We start from the raw sequence: 15380 nt of genomic DNA on the forward strand, positions 1-15380 counted from the left end.
CTTGAATTAAATAAAAGTAACAATTGGACAGGAGAATTTAAAGATTTAAAAGCATATGAATCAATTTTAAATTCAAAACCTTACGAATATACAATAAAGGAAGTTGGAGAAAGCAATAATTCAATTAAATTTGACGGCAAGTGGTTTAAGGTAATTTATTCCGGAAATATGAAAGATGGAATAAAGGTAGAAAACAAAGAAATACCGAAATGGACACCGATGATACCGCCAACAAGAAATGTAAAAATAACAAAAGAGTGGTTAAAAACAGATGGAAGCAAAATCACAGCACCTGTGGACAAAATAGAAGTTGAATTGTATAGAGACGGAAAGGCAACAGGACAAAAGCTTGAATTAAACAAAGCGAACAACTGGACAGGAGAATTTAAAGATTTAAAAGCGTATGAATCAATTTTAAATTCAAAACCTTACGAATATACAATAAGGGAAGTTGGAGAAAGTAATAATTCAATTAAATTTGACGGCAAGTGGTTTAAGGTAATTTATTCTGGAAATATGAAAGATGGAATAAAGGTAGAAAACAAAGAAATACCGAAATGGACACCGATGATACCGCCAACAAGAAATGTAAAAATAACAAAAGAGTGGTTAGGAACAGATGGAAGCAAAATCACAGCACCTGTGGACAAAATAGAAGTTGAATTGTATAGAGACGGAAAGGCAACAGGACAAAAGCTTGAATTAAACAAAGCGAACAACTGGACAGGAGAATTTAAAGATTTAAAAGCGTACGAATCAATTTTAAATTCAAAACCTTACGAATATACGATAAAGGAAGTTGGAGAAAGCAATAATTCAATTAAATTTGACGGTAAGTGGTTTAAGGTAATTTATTCCGGAAATATGAAAGACGGAATAAAGGTGACTAATACTTTAATTCCTACAACACCACCTCCAATGCCTCCTAAAAAACCAAAATTGCCTAAGACAGGAATAGGAATAAATACTTTAATTTATGCAGGAATTTCATCTATATCAGGAGGAATAATACTATTCTTGAGAAAAAGGAAAGTAAAAAATGAAATTGATGTTTAATTTTTTATAGGCTTAAGATTAAATATTCAAAATTATAAATATTTATTTGATAGCTTAAATTTAGTTTAGTAATTAAGACTGATTTTTTCAGTTTTAGTTACTAAACTTTTTTTGTTTAATTGTACTTGTAAACAAGTATAATTATGAGATTTCCACAGTCGATTGTATCCAAATCAAGATTTGGACAATCTTTGAGTCAGACTTACTTTTATTTGCAAGCATTTTGACTTAAATTATTTTGTTTATTATAATTTTTAAAAATAAATCGTAAGCTGATTTACTGGTAACGGTAAGCTATCTAACAAAGGTACTTCCTTATCCGTCATCTTGAGCGTAGCCGAAAGATCTCAACTATTGCTTGTTTACAAGCAATAGTATTTCTGAAAGAAATACTAAAAAATTTTTGATGTATTTTCGATACATTTACTTTTGCTAAAGCAAAAGTATGAGATTTCCTAAAGCTCTTTTATTAATGAATTATGCTTTTTGGTCTGATTGAGTAAATTTCTTTTTATATACAATTATATATAGTCAAAACTACTAATATTTATAATATTGACTTTTTACTTTAATTGTATTATATATAGTATAAGGATAAATAGAAGGGAGATGTAATTATGGATTTACTAATGAAAAAATTGACTAATAGTATTATTCAAATTATAATATTTTCATTAATACCATTTTTATGGTGGTTAATCACTTCAAGAAAAAAGATGAATTTTTTTGAATTGATTGGATTGAAAAAAGTAAATAACATAAAAGAAAATAAACTGTTTGCTTGGATTTTTTCGGTGTTAGTTTTATTTTTGATAATCTCTGTTTTTATCTTATATTCACTTAAAAATGTGAATATAGCGTCTTCGGAATTTACAGGATTAGGAATAAAGTCTTTGCCTTCAATATTGATTTATGCGATTTTTAATACTTCTCTTCCCGAAGAAATACTGTTTAGAGGCTTTCTTTTAAAAAGAATTGGAAATAAATTTGGATTTATAGTAAGCAATGGTATTCAATCCTTATTATTTGGTTGTATTCATGGAATTATGTTTTTCTCTGCTATTGGAATTTTAAAAAGTATGTTAATAATTTTGTTTACAGGAATTATTAGCTGGATAATGGGATATATAAATGAGAAAAAAGCCAATGGTTCAATATTACCAAGTTGGTTTATACATGCAGTTGCCAATATTTTTTCAGGAATATGTTATGCTTTTCAACTGATAGAATAATTTTATGTAGGAGTTAATTATGGAAAATATTAAAAATAAAAAATGGTATGATAATGTCTTGTGGATTTGTATAATAAGCTATGCAATTTTATTCATAAGCGAAGTAATAGGAGGATTATTTATATCTAGGTTAGTTAAGGGATTATTTACATCCGGATTAATTAGAGGTGATGTATATATTTATACATTTATTATGTATATTTTATTCATTGATATATGGATTGGAGTTCTTTTTGTATTGTTCGTTTTTAAAAGTAATCATTATATTATTGATAAAATAACAACAAAGACTAAAGGAAATAATATGGCAAATCTATTTTGGGGATTATTTATAGGATTTGTGTTAAATGGACTCTGTGCATTAATTGCCATGATAAATGGAGATTTTACTTTACGATTTAGTCAATTTGAAATATTTCGTGCTTTTGGTTTATTTTTCGCAGTTTTTGTTCAATCTTCTGCAGAAGAGTTATTATGTAGAGGATTTATGTATCAGAGATTATTAAAATCTACTAATAGTCCGGCTTTTGCAATTATATTTAATTCACTATTCTTTGCGGCTTTACATTTGTTCAATAATGGAATGTCGATTTTGCCATTTTACTGTATATTAATTTTTGGGGTTTTAGCATCAATGCTTGTATATTATTTCGACAGTTTGTGGATGGTAATGGGATTACATGCAATGTGGAATTTTACTCAAAGTATATTATTAGGATTACCAAATAGTGGAAATAATGTCCCTTATTACATTTTCAAAATTGGGAGCTCAGTAAAGGGAAGTTTCGCTTATAATCCGATTTTTGGATTAGAAGGAACGATTTTCTCTTGTGTTTTGATTACCGCTTGTTGTGTGGCATTATATCTTTGGAAATCGAAGAAAAATAAAGAATAAGTAGTTTTAAATTAACAATTAATAAAGTTTAGTGTTTAAGAGAAAAAATTTTTCTTAAAATCTAAACTTTTTTTATTGTGAAAAATAGCATAAAAATCTAGTTATCCGCATAAAAACTGGACTTATCACACTTTATCAAGGTCAAAACCACTCAATTTACTACTAATTTACTACTTATGAATGAGCTTTGATACGACGATTTATCCTTGAAAAGTGAAGATATAAAGATACTTCCAATAAAATTTGAATATTTAATAGGTAGACACTTCAAAAAATGAGGTGTCTATTTTTTTACCCGATTTTGAAAGGAAGTGAACTTATGAAAACAAAAAATCAAGAATCAAAAGGTCGTTCCCCACTCTTTAAGACCATCAAACATTCATTCAGCCAATAAAAAAGAAAGGATAGGTAAAAATATGGAACTTAAATTTGTGATTCCCAACATGGAAAAAACATTCGGCAATTTAGAATTTGCTGGCGAGGATAAAGTCGTTCAGCGAAGAATCAACGGACGGCTAACTGTCTTATCAAGAAGCTATAATCTCTATTCTGATGTTCAAAGAGCAGATGATATTGTGGTGGTGCTTCCTGCTGAAGCTGGCGAAAAACATTTCGGCTTTGAGGAACGTGTGAAGTTAGTCAATCCACGTATTACCGCAGAGGGCTACAAAATCGGCACTCGTGGTTTTACAAATTACCTTTTACATGCTGACGACATGATAAAAGAATAAAGAAAGAGAGGAAAAATGATGAGATTAGCAAATGGCATTGTATTAGATAAAGACACGACTTTTGGAGAATTGAAATTCTCTGCTCTACGTCGTGAAGTGAGAATCCAAAATGAAGACGGGTCGGTTTCAGATGAAATCAAGGAACGTACCTATGACTTAAAATCCAAAGGACAAGGACGCATGATTCAAGTAAGTATTCCTGCCAGCGTGCCTTTGAAAGAGTTTGATTATAACGCACGGGTGGAACTTATCAATCCCATTGCGGACACCGTTGCTACTGCCACCTATCAAGGAGCAGATGTTGACTGGTATATCAAGGCAGACGATATTGTGCTGACAAAGGATTCTAGTTCATTCAAAGCTCAACCACAAGCAAAGAAAGAACCGACACAAGACAAATAGTCGCTAGGTAGAAAGGAGACTTTTTCGCATGAAACAGCGTGGTAAAAGGATTCGCCCATCTGGTAAAGATTTAGTCTTTCATTTTACGATAGCGTCACTCCTGCCTGTTTTCCTGCTGGTTGTCGGACTGTTTCATGTGAAGACAATCCAGCAGATCAACTGGCAGGATTTTAACCTATCACAAGCAGATAAGATTGACATTCCCTATTTAATTATCAGTTTCAGTGTCGCAATTCTTATCTGCTTGCTGGTAGCGTTTGTATTCAAACGGGTTCGCTATGATACGGTTAAACAACTTTACCACCGTCAAAAACTGGCAAAGATGATACTTGAAAACAAGTGGTATGAATCTGAACAGGTCAAAACAGAGGGTTTCTTTAAAGATAGTGCTGGTCGTACAAAGGAAAAGATAACCTACTTCCCTAAAATGTATTATCGACTTAAAAATGGCTTGATACAGATACGGGTGGAAATCACGCTGGGAAAATATCAAGACCAACTCTTACACTTGGAAAAGAAATTAGAGAGTGGCTTGTACTGTGAGCTGACGGATAAAGAGTTAAAGGATTCCTATGTGGAATATACTTTGCTCTATGACACCATAGCCAGTCGTATTTCTATTGATGAAGTAGAAGCTAAAGATGGTAAACTTCGCTTAATGAAAAACGTATGGTGGGAATATGATAAGCTCCCTCATATGTTGATTGCTGGTGGTACAGGTGGCGGTAAAACTTACTTTATACTGACACTGATTGAAGCCTTGCTTCATACAGATTCAAAACTGTATATTCTTGACCCGAAAAATGCTGACCTTGCGGACTTAGGTTCTGTGATGGCAAATGTCTACTATAGAAAAGAAGACTTGCTTTCTTGCATTGAAACATTCTATGAAGAAATGATGAAACGTAGTGAGGAAATGAAGCAGATGAAGAACTATAAGACTGGCAAAAATTATGCTTACTTAGGTCTCCCGGCACACTTCTTAATCTTTGATGAATACGTCGCTTTCATGGAAATGCTGGGAACAAAAGAAAACACCGCAGTTATGAATAAGCTGAAACAGATTGTCATGTTAGGTCGTCAAGCTGGCTTCTTTCTAATACTGGCTTGTCAACGTCCAGACGCAAAATATTTAGGCGACGGAATCCGTGATCAGTTTAATTTCAGAGTGGCTTTAGGTCGTATGTCTGAAATGGGCTATGGCATGATGTTTGGCAGTGACGTACAAAAGGATTTCTTCTTAAAGCGAATCAAAGGTCGTGGCTATGTTGATGTAGGAACAAGTGTCATATCAGAGTTTTATACTCCCCTTGTACCAAAAGGATATGATTTCTTGGAGGAAATTAAAAAGTTATCCAACAGCAGACAGTCCACGCAGGCGACGTGCGAAGCGGAAGTCGCAGGTGTGGACTGATCTTGCTGGCTGGTGTGGCAATAGCCACGCCAGCACTTAACCCCCCGTATCTAACAGGGGGGTACAAATCGACAGGAAACAGTCAAAAAAACATTAGAAAATCCTTTGGTTACAAGGGATTTACAAAATTTCAGCGTATGTCAAATGGGCTTTAAAAGTTGACATACGCCTTTTTGATTGGAGGGATTTTTACTGAATGAACAAACTTGGTTACAGCATTTAAAAGAAAAACGCTTGGCTTATGGACTATCTCAAAACCGTTTAGCTGTTGCGACTGGTATTACAAGGCAGTATCTAAGCGATATTGAAACAGGAAAAGTCAAGCCATCAGAGGATTTACAGCAGTCCCTTTGGGAAGCTATGGAACGCTTCAATCCCGACGCTCCCCTTGAAATGCTGTTTGATTATGTAAGGATTCGCTTTCCGACAACAGACGTACAGCAGGTGGTCGAAAACATCTTACAACTGAAACTGTCCTATTTTCTTCATGAGGACTATGGTTTCTATTCTTATTCAGAGCATTATGCTTTAGGCGACATATTCGTCCTTTGCTCCCATGAACTGGACAAAGGAGTTCTGGTGGAATTGAAAGGTCGTGGGTGCAGACAATTTGAAAGCTATCTTCTGGCACAACAAAGAAGCTGGTATGAGTTCTTTATGGACGTTTTGGTGGCTGGCGGTGTGATGAAACGCCTTGACCTTGCCATTAACGATAAGACAGGGATTTTGAATATCCCTGTACTCACTGAAAAGTGCCAACAGGAAGAATGTATCTCCGTCTTCCGCAGTTTTAAAAGCTATCGCAGTGGCGAACTGGTACGCAAAGAGGAAAAGGAATGTATGGGAAACACCCTCTATATCGGTTCATTACAAAGTGAAGTTTATTTCTGTATCTATGAAAAGGACTACGAGCAGTACAAGAAAAATGATATTCCCATTGAAGACGCAGAAGTAAAAAACCGTTTTGAGATTCGATTGAAAAATGAGCGTGCCTATTATGCAGTCCGTGATTTACTCGTCTATGACAATCCAGAGCATACCGCCTTTAAAATTATCAATCGGTATATCCGTTTTGTAGATAAAGACGATTCCAAACCTCGTTCTGATTGGAAACTGAATGAAGAATGGGCTTGGTTTATTGGGAACAATCGTGAACGATTAAAACTAACCACAAAACCAGAGCCTTACTCCTTCCAAAGGACGCTGAACTGGCTATCTCATCAAGTTGCCCCGACCTTAAAGGTTGCGATTAAACTTGATGAAATCAACCAGACGCAGGTTGTAAAAGACATTCTCGACCATGCGAAACTGACAGACCGACACAAGCAGATTTTGAAGCAACAGTCAGTAAAAGAACAGGACGTGATAACAACAAAAAAATAACTCAAATACAAATTCATTGAATATAGAGAGGAGAACATTTTTATGAATTTTGGACAAAACCTTTATAACTGGTTTCTATCAAACGCTCAATCACTGGTGCTTTTAGCAATCGTTGTGATTGGCTTGTATCTTGGCTTCAAGCGTGAGTTTAGCAAACTGATTGGCTTTTTAATTATTGCGATTATTGCGGTTGGCTTAGTCTTCAACGCTGCTGGAGTAAAAGACATTTTACTAGAGCTATTCAATCGCATTATTGGTGCTTAAATAAAACCGTTCTTTTGTGGAATATAAGTGGTTTTCTTATGTTCCGCAAAGGAATGGTACACCAAACGAAGTGCGGTAGGGATTTTTGAATCTCTACAAAGAAAGGACGTGAATATATGGACGATATGCAAGTCTATATTGCGAATTTAGGCAAATACAATGAGGGCGAATTGGTCGGTGCGTGGTTTACCTTTCCCATTGACTTTGAGGAAGTCAAAGAGAAAATCGGCTTGAATGATGAATATGAGGAATACGCCATTCATGACTACGAGTTACCCTTTACGGTTGACGAATACACTTCCATTGGCGAACTCAATCGACTATGGGAAATGGTATCGGAATTACCCGAAGAATTACAATCGGAGCTATCTGCTCTGCTCACTCATTTTTCAAGCATTGAAGAACTAAGCGAACATCAAGAGGATATTATCATTCATTCCGATTGTGATGATATGTATGACGTGGCACGCTACTACATTGAAGAAACGGGTGCTTTAGGCGAAGTACCAGCTAGTCTTCAAAACTATATTGATTATCAAGCCTATGGTCGGGATTTAGACCTTTCAGGAACGTTTATCTCAACCAATCATGGGATTTTTGAAATCGTCTATTAAATCTGTCGGTACATTACTACTGGCAGATTTTCTATTTTACGGGGTGGCTCAATCAGCTACCCCTATTTTTTATGAAAGGATTGATTACATGAAGAAAATACGAAGCTATACCAGTATCTGGTCTGTGGAAAAGGTACTGTATTCTATCAATGATTTTAGACTTCCGTTTCCCATAACCTTTACGCAAATGACATGGTTTGTCGTGTCACTCTTTGCAGTGATGATACTTGGCAACTTGCCCCCTCTTTCCATGATAGAGGGAGCATTTCTCAAATACTTTGGGATTCCTGTGGCTTTCACATGGTTTATGTCTACAAAAACTTTTGATGGTAAAAAGCCTTATGGATTTTTGAAGTCTGTCATTGCTTATGCACTGCGACCAAAGCTGACCTATGCAGGAAAAAAAGTAACGCTTGGCAGAAACCAGCCACAAGAAGCCATTACAGCAGTTAGGAGTGAATTTTATGGCATATCCAATTAAATACATTGAAAACAATCTCGTCTGGAATAAAGACGGGGAATGTTATGCTTACTATGAGCTTGTTCCTTACAATTACTCATTTCTAAGTCCAGAACAGAAAATACAAGTGCATGATTCTTTCAGACAGCTTATCGCACAAAATCGTGATGGCAAAATTCATGCTTTACAAATCAGTACAGAATCCAGCATACGTTCTGCACAAGAGCGTTCCAAAAATGAAGTCACTGGCAAGCTCAAAGCGGTTGCCTATGACAAAATCGACCAACAGACAGACGCTTTAATATCCATGATTGGCGAAAATCAAGTGAACTACCGTTTCTTTATCGGCTTTAAGTTGCTTCTCAACGATCAGGAGTTTTCTATGAAAAGTCTTACCGTTGAAGCAAAAAATGCTTTGTCTGATTTTGTCTATGATGTGAACCATAAGCTGATGGGCGATTTTGTTAGTATGAGTAATGATGAAATCCTGCGTTTTCAGAAGATGGAAAAGCTCTTAGAAAATAAAATCTCTCGTCGTTTCAAAATCCGCAGGTTAGATAAGGACGACTTCGGCTATCTGATTGAACACCTTTACGGACAGACAGGCACTGCCTATGAAGAGTATGAGTACCATCTATCAAAGAAAAAGCTGGATAATGAAACGCTGATTAAATACTATGACTTGATTAAGCCTACTCGCTGTTTGGTGGAAGAAAAACAGCGATATTTGAAAATCCAGCAGGAAGATGAAACCGTCTATGTAGCTTACTTTACCATTAACAGCATTGTCGGAGAACTGGACTTCCCGTCCTCTGAAATCTTCTACTACCAGCAACAGCAATTTACATTCCCGATTGATACGTCAATGAATGTGGAAATTGTAGCGAATCGTAAAGCCCTATCTACTGTCCGCAATAAAAAGAAAGAACTGAAAGACTTGGATAACCACGCTTGGCAAAGTGATAATGAAACCAGCTCCAATGTGGCGGAAGCTCTGGAAAGTGTGAATGAGCTGGAAACCAATTTAGACCAAAGCAAGGAATCTATGTACAAGCTGTCTTATGTGGTAAGGGTATCAGCAAATGATCTTGACGAACTCAAACGTCGTTGTAATGAAGTGAAAGATTTTTATGACGATTTAAGCGTAAAACTGGTACGACCATTTGGGGATATGCTCGGCTTACATGAAGAATTTTTACCTGCCAGCAAGCGTTATATGAATGATTATATTCAATACGTGACCTCTGATTTCCTCGCTGGTTTAGGTTTTGGTGCTACTCAAATGCTGGGGGAAAATGAGGGGATTTATGTTGGCTACAGCTTAGATACTGGACGCAATGTCTATCTGAAACCTGCTCTTGCCAGTCAAGGGGTTAAGGGTTCAGTAACCAATGCGTTAGCGTCGGCTTTTGTTGGTTCGCTGGGTGGTGGTAAATCCTTTGCGAATAACCTTATCGTCTATTATGCGGTGCTTTATGGGGCACAAGCAGTGATTGTAGACCCAAAAGCAGAACGTGGCAGATGGAAAGAAACCTTGCCAGAGATTTCCCATGAAATCAATATCGTCACTCTGACTTCTGATGAGAAAAACAAAGGCTTACTTGACCCTTATGTGATTATGAAAAATCCCAAAGATTCTGAATCACTGGCTATTGATATTCTGACATTCCTTACGGGGATTTCCTCTCGTGATGGGGAACGCTTCCCAATCCTTAGAAAAGCCATTCGTGCAGTAACCAATAGTGAAGTACGAGGGTTGATGAAAGTGATTGAGGAATTACGGGTTGAGAATACGCCACTAAGTACCAGTATAGCCGACCATATCGAAAGTTTTACAGACTATGACTTTGCACATTTATTATTCAGTAATGGTTATGTGGAGCAGTCTATCAGCTTAGAAAAACAACTGAACATTATACAGGTTGCGGACTTGGTACTTCCCGACAAGGAAACTTCCTTTGAGGAATATACCACTATGGAGCTTTTATCCGTTGCTATGCTGATTGTCATTAGTACCTTTGCTTTAGACTTTATCCATACAGACCGAAGCATTTTCAAGATTGTAGATTTAGACGAAGCATGGAGCTTTTTACAGGTAGCACAAGGAAAAACACTATCTATGAAGCTGGTTCGGGCTGGTCGTGCTATGAACGCTGGGGTATATTTCGTGACCCAAAATACAGACGACCTCTTAGATGAAAAACTGAAAAATAACCTCGGCTTAAAATTTGCATTTCGTTCCACTGACCTTAACGAGATTAAAAAGACCTTAGCCTTTTTTGGTGTAGACCCAGAGGACGAAAACAATCAGAAGCGATTGCGTGATTTGGAAAACGGGCAATGCCTTATCAGTGATTTATATGGTCGTGTCGGTGTGATACAGTTCCACCCTGTATTTGAAGAACTGCTCCATGCCTTTGATACCAGACCACCTGTGCGAAAAGAGGTGTAAATGTGAAACCATCAATAGTAAACAGAATAAAATCAAACTGGACGCTGAAACGTCTAGGTAAAGTGGCAATGACAGTGGCTTTCACACTTGTGATTGCCATTTTTCTTTTAGCCATGCTGGGAACGGTGGTTCAAGCTGCGGGCTTGGTAGATGATACGGTCAATGTGGCAAATGAATACAGCCGATACCCACTTGAAAACTATCAACTGGATTTTTATGTGGATAATAGCTGGGGCTGGCTTCCGTGGAACTGGTCGGACGGGATTGGAAAACAGGTCATGTATGGACTATATGCCATTACCAATTTTATTTGGACAATCAGTTTGTATGTTTCCAATGCGACAGGTTACTTAGTACAGGAAGCCTATTCCTTAGACTTCATTTCCGCTACAGCAGATTCCATTGGTAAGAATATGCAGACCTTAGCTGGTGTGAGTGCAAACGGATTTTCAACAGAGGGTTTCTATGTTGGATTCCTCTTACTCTTGATTTTGGTTCTTGGGGTTTATGTTGCCTATACGGGACTGATAAAGAGAGAAACCACAAAGGCAATTCATGCCATTATGAATTTTGTGCTGGTGTTTATCCTATCGGCTTCCTTTATTGCCTACGCTCCCGACTACATTAAAAAAATCAATGACTTTTCATCAGACATCAGTAATGCCAGTTTATCACTTGGCACGAAGATTGTCATGCCCCATTCCGATAGTCAAGGCAAGGACAGCGTGGACTTAATCAGAGATAGCCTGTTTTCCATACAGGTTCAGCAACCGTGGCTACTGCTTCAATACAACAGTTCAGACATTGAAAGTATCGGTATTGACCGTGTGGAAAGCCTGCTCTCCACCAGCCCAGATTCCAACAATGGCGAAGACAGAGAAAAAATTGTTGCGGAAGAAATTGAAGACAGAAGCAATACCAATCTAACCATTACAAAGACCATTAACCGTTTAGGTACAGTCTTCTTCCTATTTGTCTTCAATATTGGGATTTCCATATTTGTATTCCTATTAACAGGAATCATGATTTTCTCGCAGGTACTTTTTATCATCTATGCTATGTTTCTGCCTGTGAGCTTTATTTTAAGCATGATTCCATCATTTGATGGTATGTCAAAACGAGCCATAACAAAGCTCTTTAATACCATTTTGACACGAGCTGGAATCACATTGATTATTACGACAGCATTTAGTATTTCAACCATGCTCTATACCTTATCGGCTGGTTATCCGTTCTTTTTGATTGCTTTTCTACAGATTGTGACCTTTGCAGGAATCTACTTCAAGCTGGGCGATTTAATGAGTATGTTTTCTCTACAGAGTAACGATTCTCAAAGTGTGGGAAGTCGTGTGATGAGAAAACCTCGTATGCTTATGCACGCTCACATGCACCGTCTACAGCGGAAACTTGGACGTTCCATGACTACTCTAGGGGCTGGGTCTGCCATTGTTACAGGTAAAAAAGGACAGTCGGGTTCGGGGAGTTCTGCAAGGACACAAGCAGATCACTCCCGACCAGACGGAAAGGAAAAATCAACACTTGGAAAACGTATCGGTCAAACCATCGGTACAGTAGCTGATACCAAAGACAGAATGGTAGACACTGCTAGTGGTTTGAAAGAACAGGTTAAAGATTTGCCGACCAATGCAAGATATGCAGTATATCAAGGAAAATCCAAAGTAAAAGAGAATGTCCGTGATTTAACCAGTAGTATTTCTCAAACCAAAGCGGACAGAGCCAGTGGACGCAAGGAACAGCAGGAACAAAGGCGAAAAACCATTGCGAAGCGTCGCTCTGAAATGGAACAGGTCAAACAGAAAAAACAGCCTGCTTCTTCTGTTCATGAAAGACCGACTACAAGACAAGAACAATATCATGATGAACAGACCTCAAAACAGTCTAATATTCAGACTTCATATAAGGAATCTCAACAAGCCAAACAAGAGCGTCCAGCAGTTAAGTCCGATTTTTCAAGTCCAAAAGTGGAACGCCAAGGCAATACCGTTCAAGAAAAAACCGTTCAAAAGCCAGCAACTTCAACCACTACAGCAGATAGAACTTCACAACGTCCAATCACAAAAGAACGTCCGTCTACTGTTCAAAGAGTACCACTACAAAATACAAGAAGTAGACCACCAATCAAAACCGCCACCATTAAGAAAGTCGGTAAGAAACCATGAAGTTGAAAACTTTAGTGATTGGTGGTTCTGGATTATTCTTGATGGTCTTCTCACTGCTTCTGTTTGTTGCCATTTTATTTTCAGATGAACAGGACAGCGGAATTTCCAATATTCATTATGGAGGTGTGAATGTTTCCGCAGAAGTGCTGGCTCATAAGCCTATGGTAGAAAAATATGCCAAAGAATATGGCGTTGAAGAATATGTCAACATACTTCTTGCGATTATACAGGTGGAATCGGGCGGTACTGCGGAAGATGTTATGCAGTCCTCGGAATCCCTCGGTCTTCCACCTAATTCATTGAGTACAGAAGAATCCATTAAGCAAGGTGTGAAGTATTTCAGTGAATTATTAGCCAGTAGCGAAAGGCTCAGTGTAGATTTAGAATCGGTTATCCAGTCCTACAATTATGGTGGTGGTTTCTTAGGGTATGTGGCTAATCGTGGAAATAAATATACCTTTGAACTGGCTCAAAGTTTCTCAAAAGAGTATTCAGGTGGCGAAAAAGTGTCTTACCCCAATCCCATAGCCATACCTATCAATGGGGGCTGGCGATACAACTATGGCAATATGTTTTATGTGCAACTGGTAACGCAGTATCTTGTCACAACAGAGTTTGATGATGATACGGTACAAGCCATCATGGACGAAGCACTGAAATATGAGGGCTGGCGATACGTTTACGGTGGAGCTTCCCCGACTACTTCTTTTGATTGTAGCGGACTGACACAATGGACGTATGGAAAAGCTGGAATTAACTTACCACGAACCGCACAACAGCAATATGATGTGACCCAGCATATCCCACTATCGGAAGCACAAGCTGGCGATTTGGTTTTCTTTCATTCTACCTATAACGCTGGCTCTTATATTACTCATGTTGGGATATACCTTGGCAATAACCGTATGTTTCATGCAGGCGACCCAATCGGTTATGCCGACTTAACAAGCCCCTACTGGCAACAGCATTTAGTGGGAGCAGGACGAATCAAACAATGAGAAAGGAAGATTTAATGATGAAATTTAGAAAAAATCAGAATAAAGAAAAACAGATACCAAAGGAAAAGAAACCTCGTGTCTACTATAAGGTCAATCCTCATAAAAAGGTTGTGATTGCCTTGTGGGTACTTTTAGGGCTTAGTTTCAGCTTTGCGATATTCAAGCACTTTACAGCTATAGATACTCATACTATTCACGAAACAACTATCATAGAAAAGGAATACGTTGATACTCATCATGTAGAAAATTTTGTAGAGAACTTTGCGAAAGTCTACTATTCATGGGAGCAATCCGATAAGTCCATTGATAATCGAATGGAAAGTCTAAAAGGCTATCTGACAGATGAACTTCAAGCTCTCAATGTTGATACAGTACGCAAAGATATTCCTGTATCGTCTTCTGTAAGAGGATTTCAGATATGGACGGTAGAGCCAACTGGCGACAATGAGTTTAATGTAACCTACAGTGTAGACCAGCTCATTACAGAGGGAGAAAATACAAAGACCGTCCACTCTGCTTATATAGTGAGTGTCTATGTAGATGGTTCTGGAAATATGGTACTGGTTAAGAATCCGACCATTACCAACATACCTAAGAAATCAAGTTATAAACCAAAAGCCATTGAAAGTGAGGGGACGGTTGATTCCATTACAACCAATGAAATCAATGAGTTTTTAACGACGTTCTTCAAGCTCTATCCTACAGCGACAGCCAGTGAACTTTCCTACTATGTGAATGACGGGATATTAAAACCAATCGGAAAAGAGTACATCTTTCAAGAACTGGTAAATCCTATTCACAATCGTAAGGATAATCAAGTCACGGTATCGCTGACAGTGGAGTATATCGACCAGCAGACCAAAGCAACGCAGGTATCTCAATTTGATTTGGTACTTGAAAAGAACGGGAGTAATTGGAAGATTATAGAATAACAAATATTGGTACATTATTACAGCTATTTTGTAATCACGTACTCTCTTTGATAAAAAATTGGAGATTCCTTTACAAATATGCTCTTACGTGCTATTATTTAAGTATCTATTTAAAAGGAGTTAATAAATATGCGGCAAGGTATTCTTAAATAAACTGTCAATTTGATAGTGGGAACAAATAATTGGATGTCCTTTTTTAGGAGGGCTTAGTTTTTTGTACCCAGTTTAAGAATACCTTTATCATGTGATTCTAAAGTATCCAGAGAATATCTGTATGCTTTGTATACCTATGGTTATGCATAAAAATCCCAGTGATAAAAGTATTTATCACTGGGATTTTTATGCCCTTTTGGGTTTTTGAATGGAG

At 37.3% G+C, this 15380-nt stretch carries 16 protein-coding genes; all 16 read left to right on the top strand.

Annotated features, from left to right (window positions below; translation table 11 throughout):
* Positions 1-1056 (top strand): Cna B-type domain-containing protein (locus VJI94_RS06265; protein ID WP_324008732.1); only part of this gene is annotated, 1056 nt, incomplete at its 5' end.
* Positions 1057-1673: 617 nt separating this feature from the next.
* Positions 1674-2288 (top strand): CPBP family intramembrane glutamic endopeptidase, encoded by a 615-nt coding sequence (locus tag VJI94_RS06270; protein WP_324008733.1) that lies wholly within the window; start codon positions 1674-1676, stop codon positions 2286-2288.
* Between the two features lie 19 nt (positions 2289-2307).
* A complete protein-coding gene (locus VJI94_RS06275; protein ID WP_324008734.1) occupies positions 2308-3183 on the top strand; it encodes a type II CAAX endopeptidase family protein in 876 nt (291 codons plus the stop codon).
* A 416-nt stretch (positions 3184-3599) separates the two neighbouring features.
* Entirely contained in the window at positions 3600-3914 is a 315-nt protein-coding gene (locus VJI94_RS06280; protein WP_000420682.1) for a YdcP family protein, read from the top strand.
* A 15-nt stretch (positions 3915-3929) separates the two neighbouring features.
* On the top strand, positions 3930-4316 hold the full coding sequence (locus VJI94_RS06285; RefSeq protein WP_000985015.1) for a YdcP family protein: 387 nt from the start codon (positions 3930-3932) through the stop codon (positions 4314-4316).
* 28 nt (positions 4317-4344) lie between these two features.
* Positions 4345-5730, top strand: a complete 1386-nt coding sequence (locus tag VJI94_RS06290) for an FtsK/SpoIIIE domain-containing protein (RefSeq protein WP_000813488.1) — start codon at positions 4345-4347, stop codon at positions 5728-5730.
* Positions 5731-5732: 2 nt separating this feature from the next.
* Positions 5733-5885: a hypothetical protein gene (locus VJI94_RS06295; RefSeq protein ID WP_000879507.1), complete on the top strand. Its 153-nt coding sequence runs from the start codon at positions 5733-5735 to the stop codon at positions 5883-5885.
* A 22-nt stretch (positions 5886-5907) separates the two neighbouring features.
* Positions 5908-7113, top strand: coding sequence for a MobT family relaxase (gene mobT, locus VJI94_RS06300; RefSeq protein WP_159162390.1), 1206 nt, complete (start codon positions 5908-5910; stop codon positions 7111-7113).
* A 42-nt stretch (positions 7114-7155) separates the two neighbouring features.
* Entirely contained in the window at positions 7156-7377 is a 222-nt protein-coding gene (locus VJI94_RS06305) for a hypothetical protein (protein WP_001009056.1), read from the top strand.
* A gap of 116 nt (positions 7378-7493) precedes the next feature.
* The gene (locus VJI94_RS06310; protein WP_000342539.1) at positions 7494-7991 is read left to right on the top strand and encodes an antirestriction protein ArdA; all 498 of its coding nucleotides are present in this window, start codon (positions 7494-7496) and stop codon (positions 7989-7991) included.
* Positions 7992-8079: 88 nt separating this feature from the next.
* Positions 8080-8472: a conjugal transfer protein gene (locus tag VJI94_RS06315; protein WP_000723888.1), complete on the top strand. Its 393-nt coding sequence runs from the start codon at positions 8080-8082 to the stop codon at positions 8470-8472.
* Positions 8456-10903 carry an ATP-binding protein gene (locus tag VJI94_RS06320; RefSeq protein ID WP_000331160.1) on the top strand — a complete coding sequence of 816 codons (2448 nt, stop codon included), beginning with the start codon at positions 8456-8458 and terminating at the stop codon, positions 10901-10903. Before VJI94_RS06315 ends, VJI94_RS06320 begins: the two co-directional genes overlap by 17 nt.
* Positions 10904-10905: 2 nt before the next feature.
* Positions 10906-13083 (top strand): CD3337/EF1877 family mobilome membrane protein, encoded by a 2178-nt coding sequence (locus VJI94_RS06325; RefSeq protein WP_000804748.1) that lies wholly within the window; start codon positions 10906-10908, stop codon positions 13081-13083.
* Entirely contained in the window at positions 13080-14081 is a 1002-nt protein-coding gene (locus tag VJI94_RS06330; protein WP_000769868.1) for a lysozyme family protein, read from the top strand. The genes VJI94_RS06325 and VJI94_RS06330 overlap by 4 nt, the downstream gene beginning before the upstream one ends.
* On the top strand, positions 14078-15013 hold the full coding sequence (locus VJI94_RS06335; RefSeq protein WP_001224320.1) for a conjugal transfer protein: 936 nt from the start codon (positions 14078-14080) through the stop codon (positions 15011-15013). Before VJI94_RS06330 ends, VJI94_RS06335 begins: the two co-directional genes overlap by 4 nt.
* Positions 15014-15257: 244 nt before the next feature.
* Positions 15258-15374, top strand: a complete 117-nt coding sequence (locus tag VJI94_RS06340) for a tetracycline resistance determinant leader peptide (protein WP_001791010.1) — start codon at positions 15258-15260, stop codon at positions 15372-15374.
* The last annotated feature ends 6 nt before the right edge of the window (positions 15375-15380 follow it).

Origin of the sequence: Parvimonas sp. D9, from assembly GCF_035282565.1 — a bacterium.
Lineage (GTDB): Bacteria > Bacillota > Clostridia > Tissierellales > Peptoniphilaceae > Parvimonas > Parvimonas micra.